Source organism: Streptomyces sp. NPDC017993 (assembly GCF_044328065.1).
Classification (GTDB): Bacteria; Actinomycetota; Actinomycetes; order Streptomycetales; family Streptomycetaceae; genus Streptomyces.
In genome coordinates, this window is sequence record NZ_JBIRGO010000002.1 from 84,365 (window position 1) to 107,713 (window position 23,349).

At 72.5% G+C, this 23,349-nt stretch carries 15 protein-coding genes; 4 read left to right on the forward strand and 11 right to left on the reverse strand.

Annotation, left to right across the window (positions count from 1 at the left end; genetic code table 11):
• Positions 1 to 173: 173 nt before the first annotated feature.
• The gene (locus ACH4FH_RS03460; RefSeq protein ID WP_398554058.1) at positions 174 to 4,427 is read left to right on the forward strand and encodes a PAS domain-containing protein; all 4,254 of its coding nucleotides are present in this window, start codon (positions 174 to 176) and stop codon (positions 4,425 to 4,427) included.
• Positions 4,428 to 4,559: 132 nt separating this feature from the next.
• Here ACH4FH_RS03460 and ACH4FH_RS03465 read toward each other — a convergent pair whose 3' ends face one another.
• Both ACH4FH_RS03465 and ACH4FH_RS03470 read right to left on the reverse strand, forming a co-directional pair.
• Positions 4,560 to 6,209 carry a long-chain fatty acid--CoA ligase gene (locus ACH4FH_RS03465; protein WP_398554059.1) on the reverse strand — a complete coding sequence of 550 codons (1,650 nt, stop codon included), beginning with the start codon at positions 6,207 to 6,209 and terminating at the stop codon, positions 4,560 to 4,562.
• 801 nt (positions 6,210 to 7,010) lie between these two features.
• Entirely contained in the window at positions 7,011 to 8,969 is a 1,959-nt protein-coding gene (locus ACH4FH_RS03470) for a SpoIIE family protein phosphatase (RefSeq protein WP_398554060.1), read from the reverse strand.
• 291 nt (positions 8,970 to 9,260) lie between these two features.
• Between ACH4FH_RS03470 and ACH4FH_RS03475 the strand changes: the two genes are divergently transcribed.
• Together ACH4FH_RS03475 and ACH4FH_RS03480 are read left to right on the forward strand one after the other, a co-directional pair.
• Positions 9,261 to 13,412, forward strand: a complete 4,152-nt coding sequence (locus ACH4FH_RS03475) for a HAMP domain-containing protein (RefSeq protein WP_398554390.1) — start codon at positions 9,261 to 9,263, stop codon at positions 13,410 to 13,412.
• Complete coding sequence (locus ACH4FH_RS03480) at positions 13,409 to 14,176, forward strand: two-component system response regulator (RefSeq protein WP_398554061.1); 768 nt, start codon at positions 13,409 to 13,411, stop codon at positions 14,174 to 14,176. Before ACH4FH_RS03475 ends, ACH4FH_RS03480 begins: the two co-directional genes overlap by 4 nt.
• 37 nt (positions 14,177 to 14,213) lie before the next feature.
• Here ACH4FH_RS03480 and ACH4FH_RS03485 read toward each other — a convergent pair whose 3' ends face one another.
• The 7 genes from ACH4FH_RS03485 to ACH4FH_RS03515 form a co-directional block, all read right to left on the reverse strand.
• Entirely contained in the window at positions 14,214 to 14,747 is a 534-nt protein-coding gene (locus ACH4FH_RS03485; RefSeq protein ID WP_398554062.1) for a SigE family RNA polymerase sigma factor, read from the reverse strand.
• A gap of 180 nt (positions 14,748 to 14,927) precedes the next feature.
• Positions 14,928 to 16,094: a lipid-transfer protein gene (locus ACH4FH_RS03490; RefSeq protein ID WP_398554063.1), complete on the reverse strand. Its 1,167-nt coding sequence runs from the start codon at positions 16,092 to 16,094 to the stop codon at positions 14,928 to 14,930.
• Entirely contained in the window at positions 16,091 to 16,510 is a 420-nt protein-coding gene (locus ACH4FH_RS03495) for a MaoC family dehydratase (protein ID WP_398554064.1), read from the reverse strand. The genes ACH4FH_RS03490 and ACH4FH_RS03495 overlap by 4 nt, the downstream gene beginning before the upstream one ends.
• Positions 16,507 to 17,613, reverse strand: a complete 1,107-nt coding sequence (locus ACH4FH_RS03500; RefSeq protein ID WP_398554065.1) for an acyl-CoA dehydrogenase family protein — start codon at positions 17,611 to 17,613, stop codon at positions 16,507 to 16,509. Before ACH4FH_RS03500 ends, ACH4FH_RS03495 begins: the two co-directional genes overlap by 4 nt.
• 1 nt (position 17,614) lies before the next feature.
• Positions 17,615 to 18,703, reverse strand: coding sequence for an OB-fold domain-containing protein (locus tag ACH4FH_RS03505; RefSeq protein ID WP_398554066.1), 1,089 nt, complete (start codon positions 18,701 to 18,703; stop codon positions 17,615 to 17,617).
• Positions 18,700 to 19,857 carry an acyl-CoA dehydrogenase family protein gene (locus ACH4FH_RS03510; protein WP_398554391.1) on the reverse strand — a complete coding sequence of 386 codons (1,158 nt, stop codon included), beginning with the start codon at positions 19,855 to 19,857 and terminating at the stop codon, positions 18,700 to 18,702. The genes ACH4FH_RS03505 and ACH4FH_RS03510 overlap by 4 nt, the downstream gene beginning before the upstream one ends.
• 204 nt (positions 19,858 to 20,061) lie before the next feature.
• Entirely contained in the window at positions 20,062 to 20,367 is a 306-nt protein-coding gene (locus ACH4FH_RS03515) for a hypothetical protein (protein ID WP_398554067.1), read from the reverse strand.
• A 422-nt stretch (positions 20,368 to 20,789) separates the two neighbouring features.
• Between ACH4FH_RS03515 and ACH4FH_RS03520 the strand changes: the two genes are divergently transcribed.
• A complete protein-coding gene (locus ACH4FH_RS03520; protein ID WP_398554068.1) occupies positions 20,790 to 21,773 on the forward strand; it encodes a bifunctional DNA primase/polymerase in 984 nt (327 codons plus the stop codon).
• A gap of 58 nt (positions 21,774 to 21,831) precedes the next feature.
• On the opposite strand, the gene ACH4FH_RS03525 is transcribed toward ACH4FH_RS03520, so the two are convergent.
• Both ACH4FH_RS03525 and ACH4FH_RS03530 read right to left on the reverse strand, forming a co-directional pair.
• Positions 21,832 to 22,593 carry a class I SAM-dependent methyltransferase gene (locus tag ACH4FH_RS03525; RefSeq protein ID WP_398554069.1) on the reverse strand — a complete coding sequence of 254 codons (762 nt, stop codon included), beginning with the start codon at positions 22,591 to 22,593 and terminating at the stop codon, positions 21,832 to 21,834.
• Between the two features lie 90 nt (positions 22,594 to 22,683).
• Entirely contained in the window at positions 22,684 to 23,181 is a 498-nt protein-coding gene (locus tag ACH4FH_RS03530) for a GNAT family N-acetyltransferase (RefSeq protein WP_398554070.1), read from the reverse strand.
• Between the last annotated feature and the right edge of the window lie 168 nt (positions 23,182 to 23,349).

Below are 23,349 nucleotides of genomic sequence, written 5' to 3' on the forward strand. Positions count from 1 at the left end.
GCGCGGCAGATCAGGACGCGGGGCACATGTCCGGCGTGCGGTGAGTCGCACACAGCCGTGGCATTACCTCCTCGTCATCCGCCTCCGCGTCCCGGGCAAGTGCCCGTAGACTCCATTCCAGCGACCTGCCACGGTGGGTCGGCAAGGTGCGGTAACAGGGAGGAAGCGTCGTCGTGAGCAGCAGGCCATCCCGAGGCGCTGCTCGCCTCGCAGCCATACTCGATGCCCTCCCGGACGCGCTGTTGCTCGTCAACTGCAACGGCACGGTCGTCAACGCCAACACCATTGCCCTGGAGACCTTCGAGGCGCCGGGCACCGCCCTGGTCGGGCGTGGCCTCCTCGATCTGCTGCCGACCTTCGACTCCAAGCGCATCCCCGGCTCCATGCGGCGCCGGGACGAGGAGACCGACGGCCCGCGCACCAAGCCGACCCGGATGGTGGCGCGGCGTACCGACGGCACGGAGCTGCTGGTCGAGGTGACCAGCGCCAACCTCGAGGACGGCCGCACGCCGTACGAGTCCGCCTTCGAGGCCGCGTACGCCGAGCACCGGACCGGCTACACCGGCGATGAGCTGCTGATGCTCGTCGTCCGCGATCTGACCGGGACGCTGGACACCGAGACCGAGCTGGCGCGCCAGCAGCGGCAGACCGAGATGATCCTGCGGGCCGCGGCCGAGGGTGTCGTCGGGGTCGACGCCGAGGGCAAGGTCGTCCTGGTCAATCCGTCCGCCGCGCAGATCCTGGGCTTCCGGGCGAGCGAGCTGGGCGGCAAGGAGCTGCACCCGCTGATCCACCACTCGCGGGCGGACGGCTCACCGCTGCCGTGGGAGGACACGCCGCTCGCCGACACGCTCAAGTCCGGGCGCAAGCACCGGGTGCGGGGGCAGGCGCTGTGGGCGAAGGACGGGCGCGCGGTGGCCGTGGATCTGACGACGGCGCCGGTGCGGGACGGCGAACAGCTCGTCGGCGCGGTGATGACGTTCACCGACCGCCGCCCGTACGACGCGCTGGCGGCCCGGCACGCCCAGCTGCTCGCCGTGCTCGACCAGGCGCTGCGCGGGCCGCTGGAGGAGCTGAACGGCGAGCTGAGCACGCTCGCCTCCGACCCCGCCGGGCAGCTCTGGCCCGAGGCGAACCAGATCTTGCATCACCTCGCCGCCGGGCACGCCCGGATGACGACGCTGGTGGACAACGTCCTGAGCTATCAGCGGCTGGACTCCGGCACGGACCGGCTCAACCGCGCGAAGGTCTCGCTCGACGGCGTCGTCGCGGCGGGCGTGGAGGGCGCGATCGAGCTGATCGGGCCCGGTCGGGCACAGTTCGCGGTGCACGCGCCGCCCATAGAGGCCACCGTCGACGCCGACCGGATCGCCCAGGCCCTGTCGCATCTCATCGCGGACGTCGCGGGTGTGGACTCCACGGGCCGGATGTCGGCCGCCACCGGGGAAGCGGGCGCGCGGCCGGGGCCGGTCCCCGGCGACTCGACGATCGTGGTGGCGGCCGCCCAGCGCGGTGACGTCGTACGGATCGAGGTGCGCGGGCCGTACGGCGGCGGGGACCCGGTCCACGGGCCGATCGTCCGCGGGATCGTGCGGCAGCACGGCGGCCTGGTGCAGACGCACGACGTGCCGGGTGCGCCGGGCGCGGGCGGCAGCGCGTATGTGCTGGAGCTGCCGATGGCGGCGGACGGCGCGGCGGCGCAGCCGGAGAGCGTGCCGGAGACGACCGGCAACGAGACGACGGTGATGCCGGTTCCGGCGGCCCGTGCGCGCGGCACGCAGGCGCCGGACGGGACCGACGGCGCGGGCGTCCGGCAGCAGGGCGACGACGGCACGGAGGGCGGTGACGGCGGGGGCACCGGTGGCTCGGGAGGCTCCGGTGGCCGCCCGGGTCCGGCCGGCTCCGACGGCACCGGCGGCGGCGCCACGGGGCAGAGCCCTTCGGACGGCGGCGGCGTGGCGTTGCCGGCCCAGGCGAACGGCGCGCAGCCGACCGGTCGTCGGCGGGCGCGGCACTCCGGCGCGGAGCAGGGCGACACGTCCGGTGGCCCGCGGGCGCTGGGCCCGGGGCCGGACCCCCGAAACGGACAGGACCCGGCCGCCGCGGACGACCGCGGTACGGCCCCGGCAGCCGCGGGCGGCGACCCGCACGGCGCCACGGGCTCCGGTACGGCGGGCGGCGGGGTGAGTGCGCAGCCGCAGCATGGCAACGCCGTGGGCGGCTCCGACGGCGACAGTCACGGCGGCCGTCCTGGCACGGCCGGCCCGGCGGTGCCTCCGGGCGCCGAAGCCGTTCCGCCGAGCGGTCGGCGGCGGGCACGTCAGGCGGGACCGGAGGGCGGCGCGCTGCCCGCGCTCCCCCCGGGTGCGCAGAGCGCACCGCACAGCCCCGCCGCACCGGCTGCGTCAGCACCAGCACCTGCTGCGCCACAGGCGCAGGCACACGATCAGAGTCATGGCGGGCCACAGGGCCTGTCGCCGGTGCAGCCGGCCGGACGGCGTGCGCGCCGCGCGCTGGCCGAGGCGCCCGAGCGGGCCGCGGCGGGCGACCAGGGCCCGGCGCACCCGTCCGACGCCGCACCGCAGTCGGGCGGCGCGCCGCACCCGTCTTCCGCGCGGTCCGCGGACTCCCTGTCGCCCGCCGGGGCGCGTACCGCGTTCGCGTTGCCGCCCGCAGCGGCGGACCGGTCCCCGCAGACTGCGCCGTCCCTGCCCGCGCAGGCGGGCCCGCAGGACGGCGGCGGCACCGGTCGGCGCCGGGCGCGTCGCGCGGTGGCGGGCGGCCCGGACCAGGCGCCGGGTGAGCAGCACGGACTCGCTCTCGAAGCGTCGGGCAACCACGTGGACGCACAAGGCGATTGGGAGGCCGAGCCGACCGGCCGCAGGCGTGCGAGGCGGGCCGCCGCCGAGGAGCGGGCGGCCGCCGCGATGGCCGATTCCGAAGCGTCCGGCACGTTCGTTGCGGGCCCGGAAGGGCTCGTGGCGCAGCCCTCCGAGCCGGCCGAGGCGACCGGTACGGTGACCGGCGCGGCGCCCGGGATCGCCCCGGCCGCGGACGCCGCCGCTCCCGGCGCGCCCGCTCCGACGGGCCGCCGCCGTGGGCGTCCCAGCCCCGTCGAGGAGCCGCCCGGCCAGGCGCCGGGCCACGCCCCGGAGCAGGCCCCGGAGCCCGCGCAGGGACAGCCGCCGGTGCCCCGGCAGCCGCTGCCGCCCGCCGAGGACGCCGGGGGTCTGCCGCCCGGCCATCCCCAGGAGCGGGCGTTCAGCGTGCGCACGCTCGGCCAGGGCGTGCCGTTCGCTCAGCAGATCTCCGACCAGCAGCGTGCGGCGGTGCCGCCGGGCAGCACTCCGCCCGGTGGCACGTCCGCCGGGTCGGGGCGCCGTCGCAAGCTCGCCGCGCCCCCGCAGGAGGGTGAGCGGGCCGCGGCCGCGGACTCCTCGGCCACCCAAGGCGGTCGCCCGCAGCCGACGCAGCCCTCCCCTGCCCCGCAACAGCCCCAGCAGCATCCGCAGCACCAGCAGCACACGGCGCAGCCGAAGCCGCAGGCCGCGGCGCCGCAGCCGCATCTGATGGACGTCGGCGAGGGGCGTGCCTTCGCCATCTCGGCGCCCGACGAGGGCAGCGAGGGCCCCGAGCCGCTGGACGGCCCGAACGGCGCCATAGAGGTGATGAACCGTCAGCCGCCGCCCATGGACGACGAGTTGCCGCCGGAGCCGCTGGACAATCCGCGGCGGCTGCTGGTCTGGCCCGCGCCGGACGTCTCCACCCAGCAGGCGCTGAGCGATCGCGGCTACCGCCCGGTGATCGTCAACTCCCGCGAGGAGGTGGACGCGCAGATCGCGGCCTATCCGGCCGCGCTGTTCGTCGACCCGCTGACCGGGCCGATCACCCGCACCGCGCTCCAGTCGCTGCGCCAGGCGGCCGGCGCGGCAGAGGTTCCGGTGCTGGTGACCGCGGGCCTCGGGCAAGCCACCCGGGAGGCGGCGTACGGCGCCGACCCCGCGGTGCTCCTCAAGGCCCTCGCCCCGCGCGACAGTGAGCAGCACCCCCCGCGGGTGCTGCTGATCGAGCAGAACGACGCCATCGCGGGCGCGCTGACCGCATCGCTGGAGCGGCGCGGGATGCAGGTCGCACGGGCCGACGCGGACACCGACGCGGTCACCCTCGCGACGCAGATGCGGCCGAACCTGGTCGTGATGGACCTGCTGCAGGTGCGGCGCCGTCGGGCCGGCATCGTGGACTGGCTGCGTGCCAACGGGCTGCTCGACCGCACTCCGCTGGTCGTCTACACCTCCGCGGACATGGACCCGGCCCAGCTGCCGCGGCTCGCGGCGGGTGAGACGGTGCTCTTCCTTGCGGAGCGCTCCACGAGCGCCGAGGTGCAGGCCCGGATCGTCGACCTGCTCGCCAAGATCGGCACGAACTGACGGAACGGCCCGGGGCGGCCTGACCGAACGGCCCGACGGGCGGCGCACAGGGGAGGGGCCTCCCCTACGGCAGCCCCCTCCCCTACGGCAACCCCGGAGGGGCCCGCCTTGGGCCCCCGCTCGCTCGTCGGCTCAGCCGAGGGTCGTCACGTCCAGATCCCCGTCCGCGTACTGCCGGCGCAGCACCTTCTTGTCGAACTTGCCGACGCTCGTCTTCGGCACCGCGGGGATCACCGCCCACCGTTCCGGCAGCTGCCAGCGCGCGATGCGCTCGCCGAGGAACGCCTTCAGCTCCTCGTAGCCGATGGCGGCGCCGTCCACCAGGACCACCGTCGCCAGCGGACGCTCGCCCCACTTGTCGTCCGGTACGGCGACCACCGCGGCCTCGGCGACGTCCGGGTGGGCCATCAGGTGGTTCTCCAGCTCGACGGAGGAGATCCATTCGCCGCCGGACTTGATGACGTCCTTGGCGCGGTCGGTCAGCGTCAGATAGCCGTTGTGCGTGATGGTGCCGACGTCACCGGTGCGCAGCCAGCCGTCCGGGCTGAACTTGTCCTCGGGGCGCAGCGGTTCGCCCTGGGCGCCGCCGTAGTAGGAGCCCGCGATCCACGGTCCGCGGACCTCCAGTTCACCGGCGGACTCGCCGTCCCAGGGCAGTTCCTCGCCGCCGGGGCCGATCAGCCGCGCCTCGACGGAGGCGGGGAAGCGGCCCTGGGTGGCGCGGTAGGTCCACTCCTCCTCGCCGCTCACGCCGGCCGGCGGGTGGGAGACACAGCCCAGCGGGGACGTCTCGGTCATGCCCCAGGCGTGCACGACGCGGATGCCGTGCCGCTCCTCGAAGCCGCGCATCAGCACGGGCGGGCAGGCGGAGCCGCCGATGATGACCGTGCGCAGGCAGGAGACATCGCGCTGCTTCGCGTCCAGTTCGGCGAGCAGGCCCTGCCAGATGGTGGGCACCGCGGCGCCGATGGTGGGGCGTACGGTCTCGATCATCTCGGCGAGCGGGGTGGGCTGCAGGAAGCGGTCGGGCATCAGCAGGGACGCGCCGGCCATGAACGCGGCGTGCGGCAGGCCCCAGGCGTTGACGTGGAACATCGGCACGACCGGCAGTGCGGTGTCGCGGGAGCTCAGCGCGAACGCCTCGGCGTTGTTGACCTGCAGGGAGTGCAGGTACAGGGAGCGGTGGCTGTAGAGCACTCCCTTGGGGTCGCCGGTCGTCCCGGAGGTGTAGCAGAGGGCCGCCGCCTGCCTCTCGTCGATCTGCGGCCAGGGGTAGCGCTCGGCACGCCCGTCGATCAGCTCTTCGTAGTCGTGCACCCGTACCTCGGTGCCCTGGAGGAGGGAGCGGTCGCCGGGGCCGGCGACGACGATGTGCTCCAGGGTGGGCAGGTGCGGCAGCAGCGGGGCGAGGAGCGGGATCAGGGTGCCGTTGACGAGCACGACCCGGTCCGCGGCGTGGTTGACGATCCACGTCAGCTGCTCGGCGGGCAGCCGGAGGTTGAGGGTGTGCAGCACCGCGCCCATGGAGGGGATCGCGAGATACGCCTCCAGGTGTTCGGCGTTGTTCCACATGAGAGTTGCCACGCGCTCCTCGGCGGCTACCCCGAGTTCGTCGCGCAGGGCGTGGGCGAGTTGCCCGGCGCGGCTGCCGACCTCGGCGAACGAGCGCCGGTGCGGTTCTGCGCCGGTCCAGGTGACGACCTGGGACTCGCCATGGACGGTCGCCCCATGGGCAAGGATTCGCGAGACCGTGAGCGGTACGTCCTGCATCGTGCTGAGCACCGGGTGCCTCCGCTTGTTACGGGCGGGTAGTGGTGCTGCGATTCTCGACGCGTACCGGGCGGTATGTCACGCCCTTGAGATGTGTTCTTTATCGTTCGCCGCCGGGGCCGCGCCGGGGCGAGCCCGCCCGGCCGGCGGCGGGCGGAGGCCGGCGGAGGCTCGTCCCCCTCGGGCTCTGGGCGGCGGAACGCCCCGGCGAGGGCCCTCCCGCCGGGGCGTCGTTTCTCTTCTGCCGCAGGAGCCGGATATTCCGGAGAGGCAGGCCGGACCACGGAGGAAATGGTCCGGCCCGACACTCTCAGGAAGCCTCTGCTTCACGCAGAAGAGTCGAATCCCAAGAGCGCCTGTAAACCCTCGGGAGAAATACACCTCCGATCTCGTTCAAAAACTCTTCCGGAAGGCGCATCGAAGCCGTGCCGCACCTCGCCCGCACCGGAGAAGAACGAGACTTCAGCGCGAGCGAGGTGACGGCTCCTTTTCCTTCCGTAGGGCTTCGCGCCCTACCCGTACCAGCCCATGACGTGCACTTCATGCTGCTCCTCGCGTCCGACAGCTGCGGATCCTCCGGGCTTTCGCGACCCACCCCGGTCGGTGAACTCGTCAAGGAAATCGTCACTTGAACTCGCGCCTTTGAATGCAAATTCACCGGAGCCACTGCTTCCTCGTTTGCGTCGGCACCACCTTTTCGCCATTGACGAAACTAGCGGGCGGGACGAGTCTGCAACAATTCCCCGAAAGGGTGATGACAGCCCCGCTGGCGGATATCTGATAATTGCCGCGAGAAAAGACTCCCGTCGCATTTCAGCGGGAGCGGCCGGATTCGTTCGGCGCGGCCTGCAGGACCAGCACCGAGAGGTCGTCCTCGACCGGGCCCACGCCGAAATCGTGTGCCGCCCGCCGTACGTGCTCCGCCATCGCCTTGGCACCCATCCCGGTGCCCTCGCGCAGCACCTCGGCAAGGCCGTCGTTGTCGTCCAGCTGCCAGTTGCCGCAGCGGCGTTCGGTGACGCCGTCGGTGACGCACACCAGGGTCTCCCCCGGCGCAAGGATGAAGGGGCTGGCCCGGAATTCGGCGCCCTCGTCGATGCCGAGGAGCATCTGGGGGTCGCCGGTCGTCGTGACGGACCCCTCGGCGGAGAGGTGCAGGGGCAGCGGGTGGCCGGCACTGGCGACCGTGCCGCGTGCGCCGGCGCCGCCCGGGTCGACCTCCAGCTCTCCGTAGAGCAGGCTCAGGAAGCGGGAGCTGGCGAGTTCGCCGCCGATCGCCACGGCCTCCGCGCTCTCCTCGGCCATGGCGACGTTCAACCGGCCGAGCACCGACTCGACGCCGTGGCCCTCACGGGCCAGCAGGCGCACCAGGTGGCGGGCCAGCCCGGTGACCGACATCGCCTCCGGGTCCTTGCCCTGGACGTCCCCGAGGAGGAAGCACCAGCGCCCGTCGCCCATCGAGAAGATGTCGTAGAAGTCGCCGCCGACGGTCTGGCCCTCGCCGTGCGGCTCGTAGACGATCGCGGTGTCGACACCGGCGATCCTGGCCAGCGACGCGGGCAGCTGCCTGCGCTGGAGGGCCCGGCTGATGGTGGTCTGCCGGGTGTACTGGCGGGCGGTGAAGACGGCCTGGGCCACCCTGCGCGCCACGTCCTCCACCATCCGCACCACCGCGTCCGTCATCAGCAGCTGTCCCGACCGGCCGAGCAGCAGAAGGCCCTGGTCGGTGTCACGGGCGACCAGGGGGAAGGCCAGTGCGGAGCCGCCGCCGGGATCGTCGCCCGCGCTCTCCGGCCAGGGCCACGGAGTCCCTGCCGTCCGTACCGCGACTGCCGGCGGATCGCGCTCCAGTTCGGCGCGCAGGGGGTTGATGCGTTGCTCGTCCACGTGCCAGACGCGGGACAGCTGCATCTCCGGGCCCTCGCTGGTCAGCCAGATGCCGCACCAGTCGGCCAGCCGGGGGACGAGCAGCTGGGCGGCGAGCGCGGTGACCATGTCCTGGTCGAGCTGCCCGGCCAGGAGTTCGCTGGTCTCGGCGAGGAACGAAGGGCCGCCGCGGTCGGCCCACTCGGCGGCGTAACGCGTGTGCGGGTGCGCGTGGGCATGGGAGAGGCTCACCGACGGCTCGGCGGTGGGCGACTCGACCGGGGGCGCCGCTGCGGGCGGGGGCTCGGCGGGGGCTGCCGCAGCGGGCGGCGGCTCCACGGACGGCGCGACGGCGGGAAGCGGCTCGGCGGGACGGGGTGTCCCGTCGACGCCGGGCTCGTGGGCGCCGGCCGGGGTCGGCGGCGCCGTCCCGCGCTCCCGCTCGGCGATGGCCAGGCGGAACCACACGGTCTTCTCCGCGTGGCGGTAGGTGACTCCCCACTCCTCCGCCAGGGCGCCGACGAGCTGGAGGCCGTAGCCGGGCTCGTCGTGGCGGGCGTCCACGCCGCCCCGCACCATCCGGGAGGGGTGACGGTCGGTGACCTCGACGACGATGCCGCCGGGCCCGTTTGCGGCCGGATCCCCGGGCGGGGCCGGTGCCCGCTGCTCCATACGGCAGAGCACGTCGATCTCGGTGCCCGCGTACATCACCGCGTTGGTCACCAGCTCGCTGACCAGCAGCGAGACATCGTCCGCGAGGTCCTCGGTGAGCGCTTCCGCGAAGGCGCTCGCGGCCGCGTCAGCGGGTTCGGACACCGTCCTGGTGCGCCCGGTCAGTACGGCCCGGACGAACTTCCTGGCGGCGGAGGGCGCGAGTGGATTCGCCGGCAGCCCCTTTCGGGACACCGACTGAGTCGCGTGAGCGGACAGTTGTCCCACTGCGCCCCCTGGGTGCACCGGGGAAGAAGGAGTGACGGGCGCTTTATACTATGACATACATGCCCAAAAGGATCATTGGGGGGATGGTGCGCCATGGCACTCGACCCGGCCCGGCCTGATGCCGCCTCTTCGCCCCCGGACTCCCCCGACGCCCCCGACCCGCCGGACACGTCGGCGCCGGCCACCCCGGCCGGTCCGGTCACCTCGCCCGACGGGCAGTGGGTGCGCACGAGTGCGCTGCGGCCCCTGCTCGCGGCGATGAACGCCCTGTGCGACGGCGACTTCTCGGCCCGGGTGGCGAGCCCCGACGACGGTGTGGTCGCCGACATGACCGGCGTCTTCAACCGGATCGTCGCGCGGAACGCCCACCTGGCCCAGGAGATGGAGCGGGTGCGGGGGGAGATCATCCGGCAGGGCCGGCTGGACGAACGGATCACCGCCAGCCCCGGGCAGGGGACCTGGGCGGCGAACGTCGACGCGGCCAACACCGTGCTGGAAGCGCTCGTGGTGCCGGTGGCGAAGGCCACCCGGGTGCTGGACGCGGTGGCGGACGGCGATCTGACCCAGCATGTCGACCTGCACGACGGCAAAAGGCAGATGCGCGGCGATCTGCGCCGTCTGGGCAGCGGCGTCAACCGAATGGTCGACCAGCTCTCGCTCTTCACCGGCGAGGTCACCCGCGTCGCCCGCGAGGTCGGCACCGAGGGACGGCTGGGCGGCCGGGCCAAGGCGCAGGGCCTCTCGGGCGACTGGCTGCATGTGACGGAGGCGGTCAACACCATGGCGTCGCGTCTGACGGCGCAGGTGCGCGACATCGCGGTCGTCACCACGGCGGTGGCACGCGGCGACCTGACGCAGCAGGTCACCGTGGAGGCCACCGGCGAGCTGCTGGAGCTGAAGCTCACCGTGAACAAGATGGTCGACCAGCTGCGGGCGTTCGCCGACGAGGTCACCCGAGTGGCCCGTGAGGTCGGTACCGAAGGCCAGCTCGGCGGCCGGGCACAGGTACGCGGCGTCTCCGGGGTCTGGAAGGACCTCACGGACAACGTGAACTTCATGGCGTCCAACCTGACCTGGCAGGTCCGCAACATCGCGCAGGTGACGACGGCCGTCGCCAACGGCGACCTGAGCCAGAAGATCACGGTGGACGCGCGGGGCGAGATCCTCCAGCTGAAGTCGACGATCAACACGATGGTCGACCAGCTCTCCGCCTTCGCCGACGAGGTCACCCGCGTCGCCCGCGAGGTCGGCACCGAAGGCCAGCTCGGCGGCCGGGCACAGGTACGCGGCGTCTCCGGGGTCTGGAAGGACCTCACCGAGAGCGTCAACTTCATGGCCGACAACCTCACCTCCCAGGTCCGCAACATCGCCCAGGTCGCCACCGCCGTCGCCGAGGGCGACCTCGGCAAGACGATCACCGTCGAGGCGAAGGGCGAGATCCTGGAGCTGAAGTCGACGATCAACACGATGGTCGACCAGCTCTCCGCCTTCGCCGACGAGGTCACCCGCGTCGCCCGCGAGGTCGGAACCGAGGGCAACCTGGGCGGTCAGGCGCAGGTCAGGGGGGCGTCCGGGGTCTGGAAGGACCTCACCGACAGCGTCAACTTCATGGCGCTCAACCTCACCTCGCAGGTCCGCAACATCGCCCAGGTGACCACGGCCGTCGCCAACGGCGACCTGTCGAAGAAGATCGACGTGGACGCCCGCGGCGAGGTCCTTGAGCTGAAGGACACCGTGAACACGATGGTCCAGCAGCTGCGGGCGTTCGCCGACGAGGTCACCCGCGTCGCCCGCGAGGTCGGCACCGAGGGCAGGCTCGGCGGCCGGGCACAGGTCCACGGCGTCTCCGGGGTCTGGAAGAACCTCACCGACAACGTCAACTCCATGGCCGACAACCTCACCTCCCAGGTCCGCAACATCGCCCAGGTCGCCACCGCCGTCGCAAAGGGCGACCTCTCGAAGAAGATCGACGTCGACGCCCGCGGCGAGATCCTGGAGCTGAAGACCACCATCAACACGATGGTCGACACCCTGTCCTCGTTCTCCTCCGAGGTGACCCGCGTGGCCCGCGAGGTGGGCAGCGAGGGGCAGTTGGGCGGCCAGGCCAGGGTGGAAGGCGTCTACGGGACGTGGAAGCGGCTGACCACCAGCGTCAACGAGCTGGCGCTCAACCTCACCACCCAGGTGCGTGCGATCGCCGAGGTCGCCAGCGCCGTCACCCAGGGCGACATGTCCGGCTCCATCTCGGTGGAGGCCCAGGGGGAGGTCGCCGCCCTGAAGAACAACGTCAACCTCATGGTGGCCAACCTCCGCGAGACCACCCGGGCCAAGGACTGGCTGGAGTCCAACCTCACCCGCATCGCCGGCCTCATGCAGGGCCACCGCAACCTGGTCGAGGTCGCCGACCTGATCCTGCGCGAGCTGACCCCGCTGGTGAACGCGCAGTTCGGGGCCTTCTTCCTGGCGGCGGCCGGCGCCGAGCCGGGCGAGGGCCTCGAACTGATCGCCGGATACGGCACCGGGCAGGCCGAGGGCCGCAGCTCGCTCCCCCGCCCCGGCGCCCCCGGATGGGGACTGATCACCCAGGCCGCGACGGAGAAGAGGCGCATCATCGTCGAGGCCGTCCCGCCGGACTACATCACCATCCGCTCCGGGCTGGGCGCCGCGCCGCCGGCCGCCGTCGTCATCCTGCCGATCCTCTTCGAGGACCAGGTGCTCGGCGTCATCGAACTGGCGTCGTTCAGCCGGTTCAGCGAGGTGCACCTCGCCTTCATCGATCAGTTCGTCAACACCATCGGCGTCTCCATCAACACCATCCTCGCCAACTCCCGTACCGAGGCGCTACTTTCGGAGTCCCAGCGGCTCACCGCCGAGCTGCGCCAGCGCTCCGACGAACTCCAGCTCACCAACGCCGAGTTGGAGGAGAAGGCGGCACTGCTGGCCACCTCGTCGCAGTACAAGTCGGAGTTCTTGGCCAACATGTCGCACGAGCTGCGCACCCCGCTCAACTCCCTGCTGGTGCTCTCCCGGCTCCTCGCCGACAACCCCGACCAACGACTCTCCTCGCAGGAGGTGGAGTTCGCCGTCACCATCCACCGGGCGGGCTCCGATCTGCTCCAGCTGATCAACGACATCCTGGACCTGTCGAAGATCGAGGCCGGGCGGATGGACGTGCACCCCAAGGCGCTGCCGCTGGACAAGCTGCTGGAATACGTCCGGGCGACGTTCCGGCCGCTCTGCGTCGACCGCGGCCTTTCGTTCGATGTGCAGGTCGGCACGCAGGTGCCGGACGAGCTGTTCTCGGACGAGCAGCGCCTCCAGCAGATCCTGCGCAATCTGCTGTCCAACGCGGTGAAGTTCACCTCGTCCGGCGGCGTCGAGCTGAGCGTCGAACGGGTGTCGGACTTGGACTTCGAGGAGGAGCCGCTGCGCAAGGCGGACGCGGTGATCGCCTTCTCGGTCAAGGACACCGGCATCGGCATCCCGCCGGAGAAGCTCGACGCGATCTTCGAGGCGTTCCAGCAGTCCGACGGCACCACCAACCGCAAGTACGGCGGTACCGGCCTCGGCCTCTCCATCAGCAGGGACATGGCCACGCTGCTCGGCGGCCGGATCGTCGCCGAGAGCGAACCGGGGGTCGGCTCCACCTTCACCCTCTATGTGCCCGCGCGTTACGCCGGTCCCTCCCCCGCCCCGGGCTCCACCACGATCCGGTCCGCGCGCAGCACCGCGCCGACGGGGGCGGTGCTCTCCGTACCGGGCGGGCGGATCACCGCCCGCACCGAGACCGCGCCGGGCACTACGCCGGGCACTACGCCGGCCGCTCCGCCCGCCCCGGCCGCCTCGGCGAGCCCCGCGCCCGCCGCCCCGCGGGCCGCCGACGGCGGGGACGTCACCTGGCCGGAGACGACCCGGCTCAAGCAGTGGCTCAGCGGGCGCGCCGGGAAGGTGCTGGCCAACCGCCTGGTCCTGATCGTCGATGACGACATCCGCAACGTCTTCGCGCTGACGCATGTGCTCGGCCGGGTCGGGATCAGCGTGAAGTACGCCGAGAACGGGCGCGAGGGCCTCGAAGTCCTCGACCGTGCCCCCGAGGTGTCCCTGGTGCTGATGGACATCATGATGCCCGAGATGGACGGCTACGAGATGATCAAGGCGATGCGGCGCACGCCGCAGTTCGCGGAGCTGCCGGTCATCGCGCTCACCGCCAAGGCCATGCCGGGCGACCGTGAGAAAGCCATCGAGAGCGGGGCCGACGACTACATCCCCAAGCCGGTCGATGTGGACGGCCTGTTGGCGGTCATCTGCCGGCTCCTGGATCCGCAGGGCGAGCCCCCGGATGCCACGGAGGACACCTCCCGGGCCACCGACGGGGAGGACGACGAGGGAAAGGCGGAGCAGCAGTCATGAGCACAGCACCGGACACCTCCAGCATCCTCATCGTCGACGACATGGAGGAGAATCTCGTCGCCCTCGAAGCCGTACTGAGCTCCCTGACGCAGAAGGTGGTCCGCGCCCGCTCGGGGGAGGAAGCGCTCAAGGCGATGCTGCGCGAGGAATTCTCCGTCGTCCTCATCGACGTGATGATGCCGGGCATGAACGGCTTCGAGACCGCCGCCAACATCAAGGGGCTCGACCAGACCAAGGACGTCCCCATCATCCTGCTGACCGGTGCGTCGGTCGATCCGAACTACGCCTACCGCGGCTACACCGTGGGCGCCGCCGACTTCCTGATAAAGCCGTTCGATCCGTGGCTGCTGCGCACCAAGGTCAACGTCTTCCTGGACCTGCACCGCAAGAACCGTCAACTGGCCGCTCAGGCAGACCAGTTGAAGAGACTGCTGACCTCGGACAGCCCGCCCGAGGGTGTCCCGGAGGCACCCGTCTCCGAGGACGACTCGTCCCCGGAGAATCCGGCGGAGCCCGCGGCGGACAAGACCCCGGTGCTGACGGAAGGCCCGCGGCCGGCCGCGACGGGCGACGCGGCGGAACCCGATACCGCCCCGGGCGACGGCTCCGACGACGCGACGCGACTGGCGGAGATCTCCGGTCAACTCGCCCAGCTGGAACTGACGTTGCGCGACAACAAGGGCCGGGAGCCCGAGGGGCTTGCCGAGCGCATCGCCGAGCTGGAGCGGGCCGTCAGCCGGCTGCTGCCCGACCGGGGACGGTGAGCGCCCGGCAGACCTGCCGAGTGGCTCGCCCGCACTCTCACGCCGACAGGGCGAGTTCCGGGTCCTCGCGGAGCTTGGCCAGGGCCCGGGAGACGGCGCTCTTGACCGTGCCCACCGAGACCTCCATGACCTCCGCGGTCTGCGCCTCGCTCAGGTCCTCGTAATACCGGAGCACGACCATGGCCCGCTGGCGGGCGGGCAGCCGCATCACCGCGCGCCACATCGCGTCCCGCAGGCCCTGCAGCTCCGCCGGGTCCGGGGCCGGCGTCGGATCCGGCTCGGGAAGCTCGTCGCAGACGAATTCCTCGACCTTGCGCTTGCGCCACTGCGAGGTGCGCGTATTGATCAGCGCGCGGCGGACGTAGCCGTCGAGGGCCCGGTGGTCCTCGATGCGCTCCCACGCCACGAAGGTCTTGGTGAGCGCGGTCTGCAGCAGATCCTCCGCGTCGTTCGGATTCGCGGTGAGGGAGCGCGAAGCGCGCAGCAGCACCGGCCGCCGGTCCCGTACGTAGGAGGAGAACGACGGGAACACAGTGGCGTTCGAGGCGCTTGTGCACACTGGCGTGGTCATGGCTCAACGCTAGAAGTGAGCGAGGCCCCGGGGATCGGCCCCAGGTGCCGAAGCACCCTCCCTCTCAAGTTGTACGGGCGGTGCCACCGCCACCTCCTCAGGGCGGACGGGCGACTCCTCCCCCCTAGGGCGTGTCCGCCAGGGTCCCGCCCGGACCGCGAGGGGCTCCCCATGCCCCGTTCAGTTGTCGGCGCCCAGGATCAGCCCGGAGGTCGGCACTCCGGTTCCCGCGGTGACGAGTACCCGGGCGGCGCCGGGTGTCTGGTTGACGGACGTGCCGCGGACCTGGCGCGCCGCCTCGGCGATGCCGTTCATCCCGTGCAGATACGCCTCGCCGAGCTGCCCGCCGTGGGTGTTCAGCGGCAGCGTGTCCGCGGCGACGAGGCCGGACGCCTCGCCGGGCCCGCAGAAGCCGAACTCCTCCAGCTGCATCAGCACGAACGGGGTGAAGTGGTCGTAGAGGATGGCCACATCGATGTCCGACGGTCCCAGAGCCGCCGTACGCCACAGCTGGCGGGCCACCACCCCCATCTCCGGCAGGCCGGTCAGTGCGTCGCGGTAGAAGCTGGTCATCTGCTCCTGCGCGCGGCCGGCTCCCTGCGCCGCGGCCGTGATCACCGCGGGCGCCCGGCGCAGATCGCGGGCACGCTCGGTGGAGGTCACCACGATCGCCTGCCCCCCGTCGGTCTCCTGGCAGCAGTCGAGCAGCCGCAGCGGCTCCACGATCCAGCGGGATGCCGCGTGGTCGGCGAGGGTGATCGGCCTGCCGTAGAAGTGGGCGGCGGGGTTGCGGGCGGCGTGCCTGCGGTCGGTGACGGCGACGTGCCCGAAGGCGTCCGGGCTCAGCCCGTAGGTGTGGAGGTAGCGCTGGGCGGCCATGGCGACCCAGGAGGCGGGGGTGAGCAGCCCGAAGGGCAGGTTCCAGCCGAGCGCCGCGCCCTCGGCGGACGGCTCGCGCTGCTGCACCCCGGAGCCGAAGCGGCGGCCGGATCGCTCGTTGAAGGCGCGGTAGCAGACGACGACGTCGGCGATGCCGGAGGCGACCGCCATGGCCGCCTGCTGGACGGTGGCGCAGGCCGCACCGCCTCCGTAGTGAACGCGGGAGAAGAAGGACAGCTCACCGATGCCGGCCGCCTGGGCGACGGTGATCTCCGGGTTGGTGTCCATGGTGAAGGTGACCATGCCGTCGACATCGGCGGGGGTGAGGCCGGCGTCGTCGAGGGCGGCCCGCACGGCCTCGACGGCCAGTGTGAGCTCGCTGCGGCCCGAGTCCTTGGAGAACTCGGTGGCCCCGATCCCGGCGATTGCCGCCCGGCCGCCGAGCGCATCGGCGCGGCGCACGCTCACCGGTCCGTCTCCCGGCCTTCGGCGGCGGGGACGGTGACCGTGACGGTGCCGGTGACGTGGTTGCCCAGCCCGTTCGCCCCGACGATCCGCACCTGCGCGGTGTCACCGTCGACGGCGGTGACCGTGCCCCTCAACACCATGATGTCCCCCGGGTAGTTGGGTGCGCCGAGCCGGATGGCGACCTTGCGCAGGACGGCCCGGGGGCCGAAGGCGTCGGTGATGTAGCGGCCGACCAGTCCGTTGGTGGTCAGGATGTTCATGAAGATGTCCGGGGAGCCCTTCTCCCTTGCGGCCTCCGCGTCGTGGTGCACGTCCTGGTAGTCACGCGAGGCGACGGCCCCGGCGACGATCAGGGTCCGGGTGAGGGGAAGGGTGAGGGGCGCCAGTTCGTCCCCGACGGCGGCGGGCGGTGTCATGCGGGCTCCTCCATCCGGCTCATAGTCAGCAACTCACCCAGTTCTTCCAGCAGTTGAGCTCCGGACCCGAGGTAGGCGCCGAGCTGCCTGCCCCACAGGAAGTGCCGGTGGGCGGGGTGGGTGACATCTGCCCCGATGCCGCCGTGCAGGTGCTGGCCGGCGTGCACGACGCGGATGCCCGCCTCCGCCGCCCACCAGGCGGCGGTCATCGCGTGCGGCGCGGCGTCCAGGCCCTCGTCACGGCGCCAGGCCGCCTCGTAGGCGGTGACCCGGATCGCCTCGGTGTCCATGTACGCGTCGGCGGCGCGCAGCAGGACACCCTGGTTCGTGGAGAGCGGGCGGCCGAACTGCTCGCGGGTGGAGGTGTGGGCCACCGCCCGTGCCAGGGCGCCGGCGCAGACACCGGCCTGCAGACCGGCGAAGGCGGTGCGGGCGGTGGCGAGCACCTCGTCGTACGGGGCCGGCCCGACGGCGTCCCCCAGCGGCTCGGCCGGGGCCCCGTCCAGGGTCAGCCGCCCGGCCGACCAGGGTGCGGTGGTCGCCACCGGTGCGACACCGACGCCCTCGTCCGCGGTCCGTACGAGCCACAGCCGCCGGTCGGCGTCCGGGACCAGGAGCAGTGTGGCCTCGCACAGCCAGGGCACGACGGGGACGGTGCCGGTCAGCCGGGCCGGGGCGGCGCAGGGGGCGGACCGGGGCGCCCCTCGCATCGCCCCCACCAGGGCCGCCCGTACCGGGGGCGCCGCCCCGCCGTGGGTGAAGGCGCCGGCTGCCACCTCCGCCCCCGAGCGCAGCGAAGGCAGCAGCCGCTCACGCTGCTCAGGGGTGCCGTGCGCGGCGACGGCGAGCAGACCGTGGACGCAGGTCGCCGCCAACGGCACCTGCGCGGTCGTCCGCCCCTGCTCCTCCAGCAACAGGACCAGGCCGAGCAGCCCGATGTCCTCGACCGCCTCCGGCAGCCCGGCAGCGGTCAGGGCTTTCCACAGGTCCCCGTCGGTGGTGGTGCCCAGGGCCGACAGCCGCTCGGGCGTGGACAGGTCCGTGAAGATCTCCGCGGCCAGAGCGCACGCGGCCCGCTGCTCCTCCGTGGGCGTGAAGTCCATCTCAGCCGTCCCCTTCGGCCCGGAAGACGGGCAGCTCCAACTCGTCGTCCACACGCAGGAATTCGAGCCGTACCGGCATCCCGATGCGCACCTTGTCGTGCGGCACCCCGACGACGTTGCTCACCATCCGCACCCCTTCCGCGAGCTCGATGAGCGCCACCGCGTAAGGGCCCGCCGCGTCGGAGCCCTGGTCGAGGCGTGCGAAGGCGGGGAAGGGCGGGTGGTGCATCACCACGTACGAATAGACGGCTCCCCGCCCGCTCGCCTCGACGGCCCGCCACTCCGGCGACCCGCACGCGTTGCACCCGGGCAGCCATGGGAAACGCAGCGTCCCGCAGCTCTCGCACCGCTGGATCAGCAGACGGTGCGCGGCGACGCCCTCCCAGAACCCGGCGTTGTCCCGGTTGACGACCGGCCGCGGGCGCCGGGCGGCAGGGGGCGTGGACGCCTTTGGGGCGGTGGCCGGGGTGTGGGCTCCTGCCGCTCCCTTGGAGGCCGGGCCGGTCGGTCGCGCGGCGGCCGGGCCGGTCGGTCGCGCGGCGGCCGGGCCGGTCGGTCGCGCGGCGGCCGGTGCGTACTTGAGGATTCGGAAGCGATGGGTACCGGCGAGCTCACCATCGGCGTGGACATCCATGCGGGTGGTCACGAAATACCCGGTGCCCAGCTTGGTGGTCTTGCGCTCGGACACCGACTCGATCACCGCGTCGAAGGTGATCCGGTCCCCGGGGCGCAGCGGCCGCAGATACCCCTGCTCGCAGTCGGTGGCCACGATGGAAGTGCACCCGGCGGCATCCAGCAGGGCGGACAGCTCGCCGTACGCCGACGAACGGTCGGTGTGACCGGACAGTCCACCCATCGTCCATGCCTGCAGCATCGTCGGCGGAGCGACCGCACCGGGCCCCCGGTAGGCCGGGTGATCATCACCCATCGCCTCGCACCAGTGCCTGATCATCGGCTCGTTGATCGGGTCCTTGCCGACACCCGCGGTGGTCGTCGCCCGGCCCTCGAAGCGCTTGAGGTCCGCGTACAGCGGGTCCGGGGCATCGTCCGCCCGCGCCCCCGGCGCCCGCTCCGCACTCCGCCCGCTCACCGGCGCCCCCTCCGCATCCCGAGCCGCATCGTCGCCACGATCTCCCGCTGCACCTCGCTCACCCCGCCCCCGAAGGTGTTGATCTGTGCCGCGCGGTTCATCCGCTCCAGCTCGCCGTCCCCGAAGGCACCCGGCGAACCGGCCCGTACCAGGGCGGCGTCACCGGCCACTTCCTGGCACATCCGATAGACCTCGACCGTGCTCTCCGTCCCGGCGAACTTCACGCCCGCCGCGTCGCCCGGATGGAGCGTCCCGGCGCCCACGTCGCCGACCAGCCGCCAGCTCAGCAGCCGGGTGGCGGCCAGCCGGGCGTGCGCCTCGGCCAGCCGGGAGCGCACCCACGCCTGGTCCGCGGGCCGCTGCCCCGTCGCACGGTCCGGGCTCGTGGCGTGCGCCAGCGCCGCGTCGAAGGCGTCCTCGGCCTGCATCCCGATGGCGGCCAGCGCCACCCGCTCGTGGTTGAGCTGGTGGGTGATCAGCTGCCAGCCGGCGTTCTCCTCGCCGACGAGATTCCCCGCCGGTACCCGGATCCCGTCATAGGAGGTCGCGGTGGTCGTCAGCCCGCCGACGGTTTCGATCGGGGTCCAGGTGAACCCGGGTGCGTCGGTCGGCACGAGGAGGATCGAGATACCGCGGTGCTTGGGCGCTTCCGGGTCGGTGCGGCAGGCGAGCCATATCCAGTCCGCCTGCTGCGCGTTGCTGGTGAAGCTCTTGGCGCCATCGATCAGCCAGTCGTCACCCGAGCGGACCGCCCGCGTGCGGAGCGAGGCGAGGTCGGTGCCGGCCTCCGGCTCGGTGTAGCCGATCGCGAAGACGAGGTCACCGCTGAGGATGCGCGGCAGGAAGTAGTCCTTCTGGTGCCGGGTGCCGTAGGCCATCAGCGTCGGGCCGACGGTGTTCAGCGTGACCATCGACACCGGTGCGCCCGCGCGGTAGGCCTCGTCGAAGAAGACGAACTGTTCGTCGGGCCCGCGGCCCTGCCCTCCGTACGCGGTCGGCCAGCCCAGGCCCAGGAGGCCGTCGGCGCCGATCCGGCGGCGGAGCGCACGTTGCTGCGCGGCGCCCTCGACCGGGCCGTCCGGCATCAGCTCCCGGAAGTAGGAACGGAGTTCCGCGCGCAGACGCTGCTGGCGCGCGGTAGGGGCGAGGTGCACGTCGGTGGCCTCCCCTTCAGGTGGCGGCACGCCGGGCGCCGGCCTCCTGGCGCACGAACGAGCGAGAGGGTTTCTGACTGTCCGTCAGAAACCCTCTCGCTGTCAAGGTCGGCGCGGCGGACCCCAGAGCAGCCCCATTCACCACCGCGCCGTACCTCGCGTCACCCGCCGGTCATCCGCCGCTTCCCCGAGCGGCGGGGTGTGTCACCAGAGGTTGCTGAAGTTGACGGTCTCGTTGGCCTGGTCGATCTGCGTGAAGCCGGAGCCGTTCACGCTCGCGGTGTTGTTCTGGTTCGAGGCACCGGGCCCGTTGGCCACCTGCTGGGTGGACGTCGAGTTGCCGTTGTTGTTGCCCCCGACGCCACTGCCCGACTGGCTCGTCGATGCCGCGCTCGACCCGTTGTTCGCAAGGCCGCCGTTGTCGGCCTGCGCCACGCCGGTGAAGAGGACGGCCGCGAAAGGCACGGCGGCCGCAAAGGCGATGACGCGGGCGGTACGGGTGCTTGCCATGTCTATTCCTCCTACGGAACACAACTTCGGAACCTGCTGGAACTCATTGATCCGGAGACGCCCCACGCTTGCCGGCGCCCCCCTTTGGAAGCTCTTGAAGTGCAGGAACTCCGTTTGTTCACCGAGCAGTTGGCCACCTGCCGCGGTGCTTGTCTCGACGTCGCGAACTCAGGATTGCCCACCGAATCCCCGGCGAACCCGTCAGGAAGGGTCGATTCCCTCGCAAGCATGAGGAACCCCGGGTAAACCCAGCCCGCGCCCCGGCGCCCCCACTCGCGCCCCTCACAGCACCCCCTCCGCCGCCCCGAGCCTGGTCGGGGGCCCCGCACAAGGGCTGCGGCAACCGTGATTTTTTCGGGCCGCCCCCCGGCGCGCGGCCCACCCCCCTTCCCTTCGTCGAACATTCGTACGAAAATAGATCCATGGCCACGCCACGACGCCATACAGAACCGCCCCCGAGCCGCCCCCGACGCCCCCACCCGGCAGCGGACACCGCCCCACACCCGGAAGAAGCCCCGGAAGGCCCCCCGCAAAGCCCCGGCTCCTCGCCACTCCTCATCACACCCGCCGATGCGCACTCCGCCGCCCTCGCGCATGCCCTGAACGCCGCCGCCCGCGGCTACGCCGTCATTCCGCTGACCCGCACCAAACTGCCCGCCGTCCGCTCCCCGCACCGCGGCCACCCCGAGTCCCCGCCCTGCCGCGGCGGCTGCGGCCGCCCCGGCCACGGCGTGCACGACGCCACCGCCGACCCCCTCGGCATCCGCAGACTGTTCGCCGCCGCCCCATGGGCCACCGGCTACGGCATCGCCTGCGGCCGGCCGCCGCACCACCTCATCGGCATCGACCTCGACACCAAGAACGGCGCCGACAGCCTCACCGCCCTCCGGTTCATCGCCGAGGCGCACCGCTTCCCGCTCCCGCCGACCGTCACGGTCCTCACCCCCAGCGGCGGCCGCCACCTCTGGCTGACAGGTCCGCCGTCACCGCCGGCCCCGCGGGTCCCCAACTCCGTCGGCCGCCTCGCCCCGGGCATCGACATCCGTGGCGCCGGCGGCTACCTCGTCGGCCCCGGCTCGGTCACCGTCCACGGCCGTTACGCCCTCGCCCCGGGTTCGCCCGACCGCCCCGCCCCGGCCCCCCGAGCTCTGCTCGCCCTGCTCACGCCACCCGCACGCCCCGACGCCCCACCGGCCGTACCGCCCCAGCCCGCCGGTGCCCTCGTCCGCTTCGTCCGCAGCTCTCCACCCGGTCAGCGCAACGCCCGCCTCTTCTGGGCCGCCTGCCGCGCCCACGAATGCGGCCTCGGGCCGGAACTCTCCGCGCGCCTCCTCGCCGCCGCCCGCCACACCGGCCTCTGCGAACAGGAAGCCCGCGCCACACTCGCCTCAGCCGCCCGCCGCTGAGCCGGCCCCCGCTCACACGCCGCACCAGGCCCACGCGACGATCCCCCGTTCGCGCTCCTCACTCCGGCTTACGCGCCTCGATCAGGAACCGACTCGTCTGCGCGACGAATGCGCCCTCCCGGCGGATCAACTCATCCAACTCCCGCAGCCGATCGCGGTATTGCTCGACGGTGAATCCCGGGACCATCCAGATCACCTTCCGCAGGAAGTAGACGACGGCCCCGATGTCGAAGAACTCCGTCCGCAGCGACTGCGTACGCAGATCGAGCACCTCAAGGCCGGCCGCCTCCGCATCCCGTCGGGCGTCCTCGGGGTGGCGGGCCCGCCGTACCTTCTCCGGCTGCGGCCCCAGGAAGAACTCGACCAGCTCGAACACACTGGCGGGGCCGACCTGCTGGGAGAAATACCGCCCGCCGGGGCACAGCACCCTGGCGATCTCCGACCACCACACGGTCACCGGATGGCGACTGGTCACCAGGTCGAAGGCCGCATCGGCGAACGGCAGCGGCGGCTCGTCCTCGTCGGCCACCACGACGGCGCCGAGCGGATGCAGCAGGGCGGTGGCCTTGGCGACGTTCGGCGGCCAGGACTCCGTGGCCACCATGACCGGCGGCAGCGGCGCGGCCCCCGCCAGCACCTCCCCGCCCCCGGTCTGGATGTCCAGCGCCGCCGACGCCTTCGCCAACCGCTCGCTCATGGAGCGTTGGTACCCCCACGAGGGCCGCTCCTCCGTGGCCCGCCCCGCCAGCCAGGAAAAGTCCCAGCCTTCCACGGAGACCGCCTCGGCCTCGGCCACCAGTTCCTCAAAAGTGCGTTCCATACCTACATATTCACGGCAAAAGTGCCACCCGGCCAACGATTTACGTCCACCGCGCCCCGTCCACTCCGCCGAGCCGTCGGGGCCGCCGGCCTACTCCTCCGCCACCTCGATCATGAAAACCGGCCGGTCCCACATCACGGCAGGCGGATTCGCGGGCTCCGTCCCGCTCGGCCGGGCTCCCACGCTCCGGTAGAAGCCGGCCGCCGGCGGATGCGAGACCACCCGCACCCGGGCCAGGCCGGCCCGGCGCGCCTCCCCCCGCATGTGCGCCACGAGCAGCCGCCCGATCCCGGCACCCTGCTCCTGGTCCGCCACGAACATCAGGTCCAGCTCGGGCGGATCGACCACCAGCGAGTAGAAACCCAGCAGCCGGCCGTCCCGCTCGTCGTCCACGGCCACGAACACCCGGTGCGCCTCGACGTAATCCGGACCCACCCGGTACCCGTCGACCGCCGCGGCGTACAGCCCTTCGTAGGCCCCGGAACCCCGCACCATGCGGCTGATCCGCTTGGCGTCCCGCGCCACCGCCCGCCGAATGGTCACCCCGGACCCGGCCCGGCCCCGCGCCCCCACACCCCGCGAACCCATCACGTCCACTCCCTCTCACCGGCTCCGGACCGCCGCCCACCCCGAAACGGACGCAGACACCCGGCCGGCTACCGCCACCCCTGAAATGGGGCATCACCTGCAGGTTTCCAGCCGGCGGAGGCTGTGCGCAACGTCGGAGCGACCCGCACGCCGACAAGGCCCGCTCGC

Coding starts and splice junctions, on each gene's coding strand:
- ACH4FH_RS03475 (WP_398554390.1), top strand. CDS start 9,261: ATGAACGCCCTGTGCGACGGCGACTTCTCGGCCCGGGTGGCGAGCCCC.
- ACH4FH_RS03480 (WP_398554061.1), top strand. CDS start 13,409: ATGAGCACAGCACCGGACACCTCCAGCATCCTCATCGTCGACGACATG.
- ACH4FH_RS03485 (WP_398554062.1), bottom strand. CDS start 14,747: ATGACCACGCCAGTGTGCACAAGCGCCTCGAACGCCACTGTGTTCCCG.
- ACH4FH_RS03495 (WP_398554064.1), bottom strand. CDS start 16,510: ATGACACCGCCCGCCGCCGTCGGGGACGAACTGGCGCCCCTCACCCTT.
- ACH4FH_RS03500 (WP_398554065.1), bottom strand. CDS start 17,613: ATGGACTTCACGCCCACGGAGGAGCAGCGGGCCGCGTGCGCTCTGGCC.
- ACH4FH_RS03515 (WP_398554067.1), bottom strand. CDS start 20,367: ATGGCAAGCACCCGTACCGCCCGCGTCATCGCCTTTGCGGCCGCCGTG.
- ACH4FH_RS03520 (WP_398554068.1), top strand. CDS start 20,790: ATGGCCACGCCACGACGCCATACAGAACCGCCCCCGAGCCGCCCCCGA.
- ACH4FH_RS03525 (WP_398554069.1), bottom strand. CDS start 22,593: ATGGAACGCACTTTTGAGGAACTGGTGGCCGAGGCCGAGGCGGTCTCC.
- ACH4FH_RS03530 (WP_398554070.1), bottom strand. CDS start 23,181: ATGGGTTCGCGGGGTGTGGGGGCGCGGGGCCGGGCCGGGTCCGGGGTG.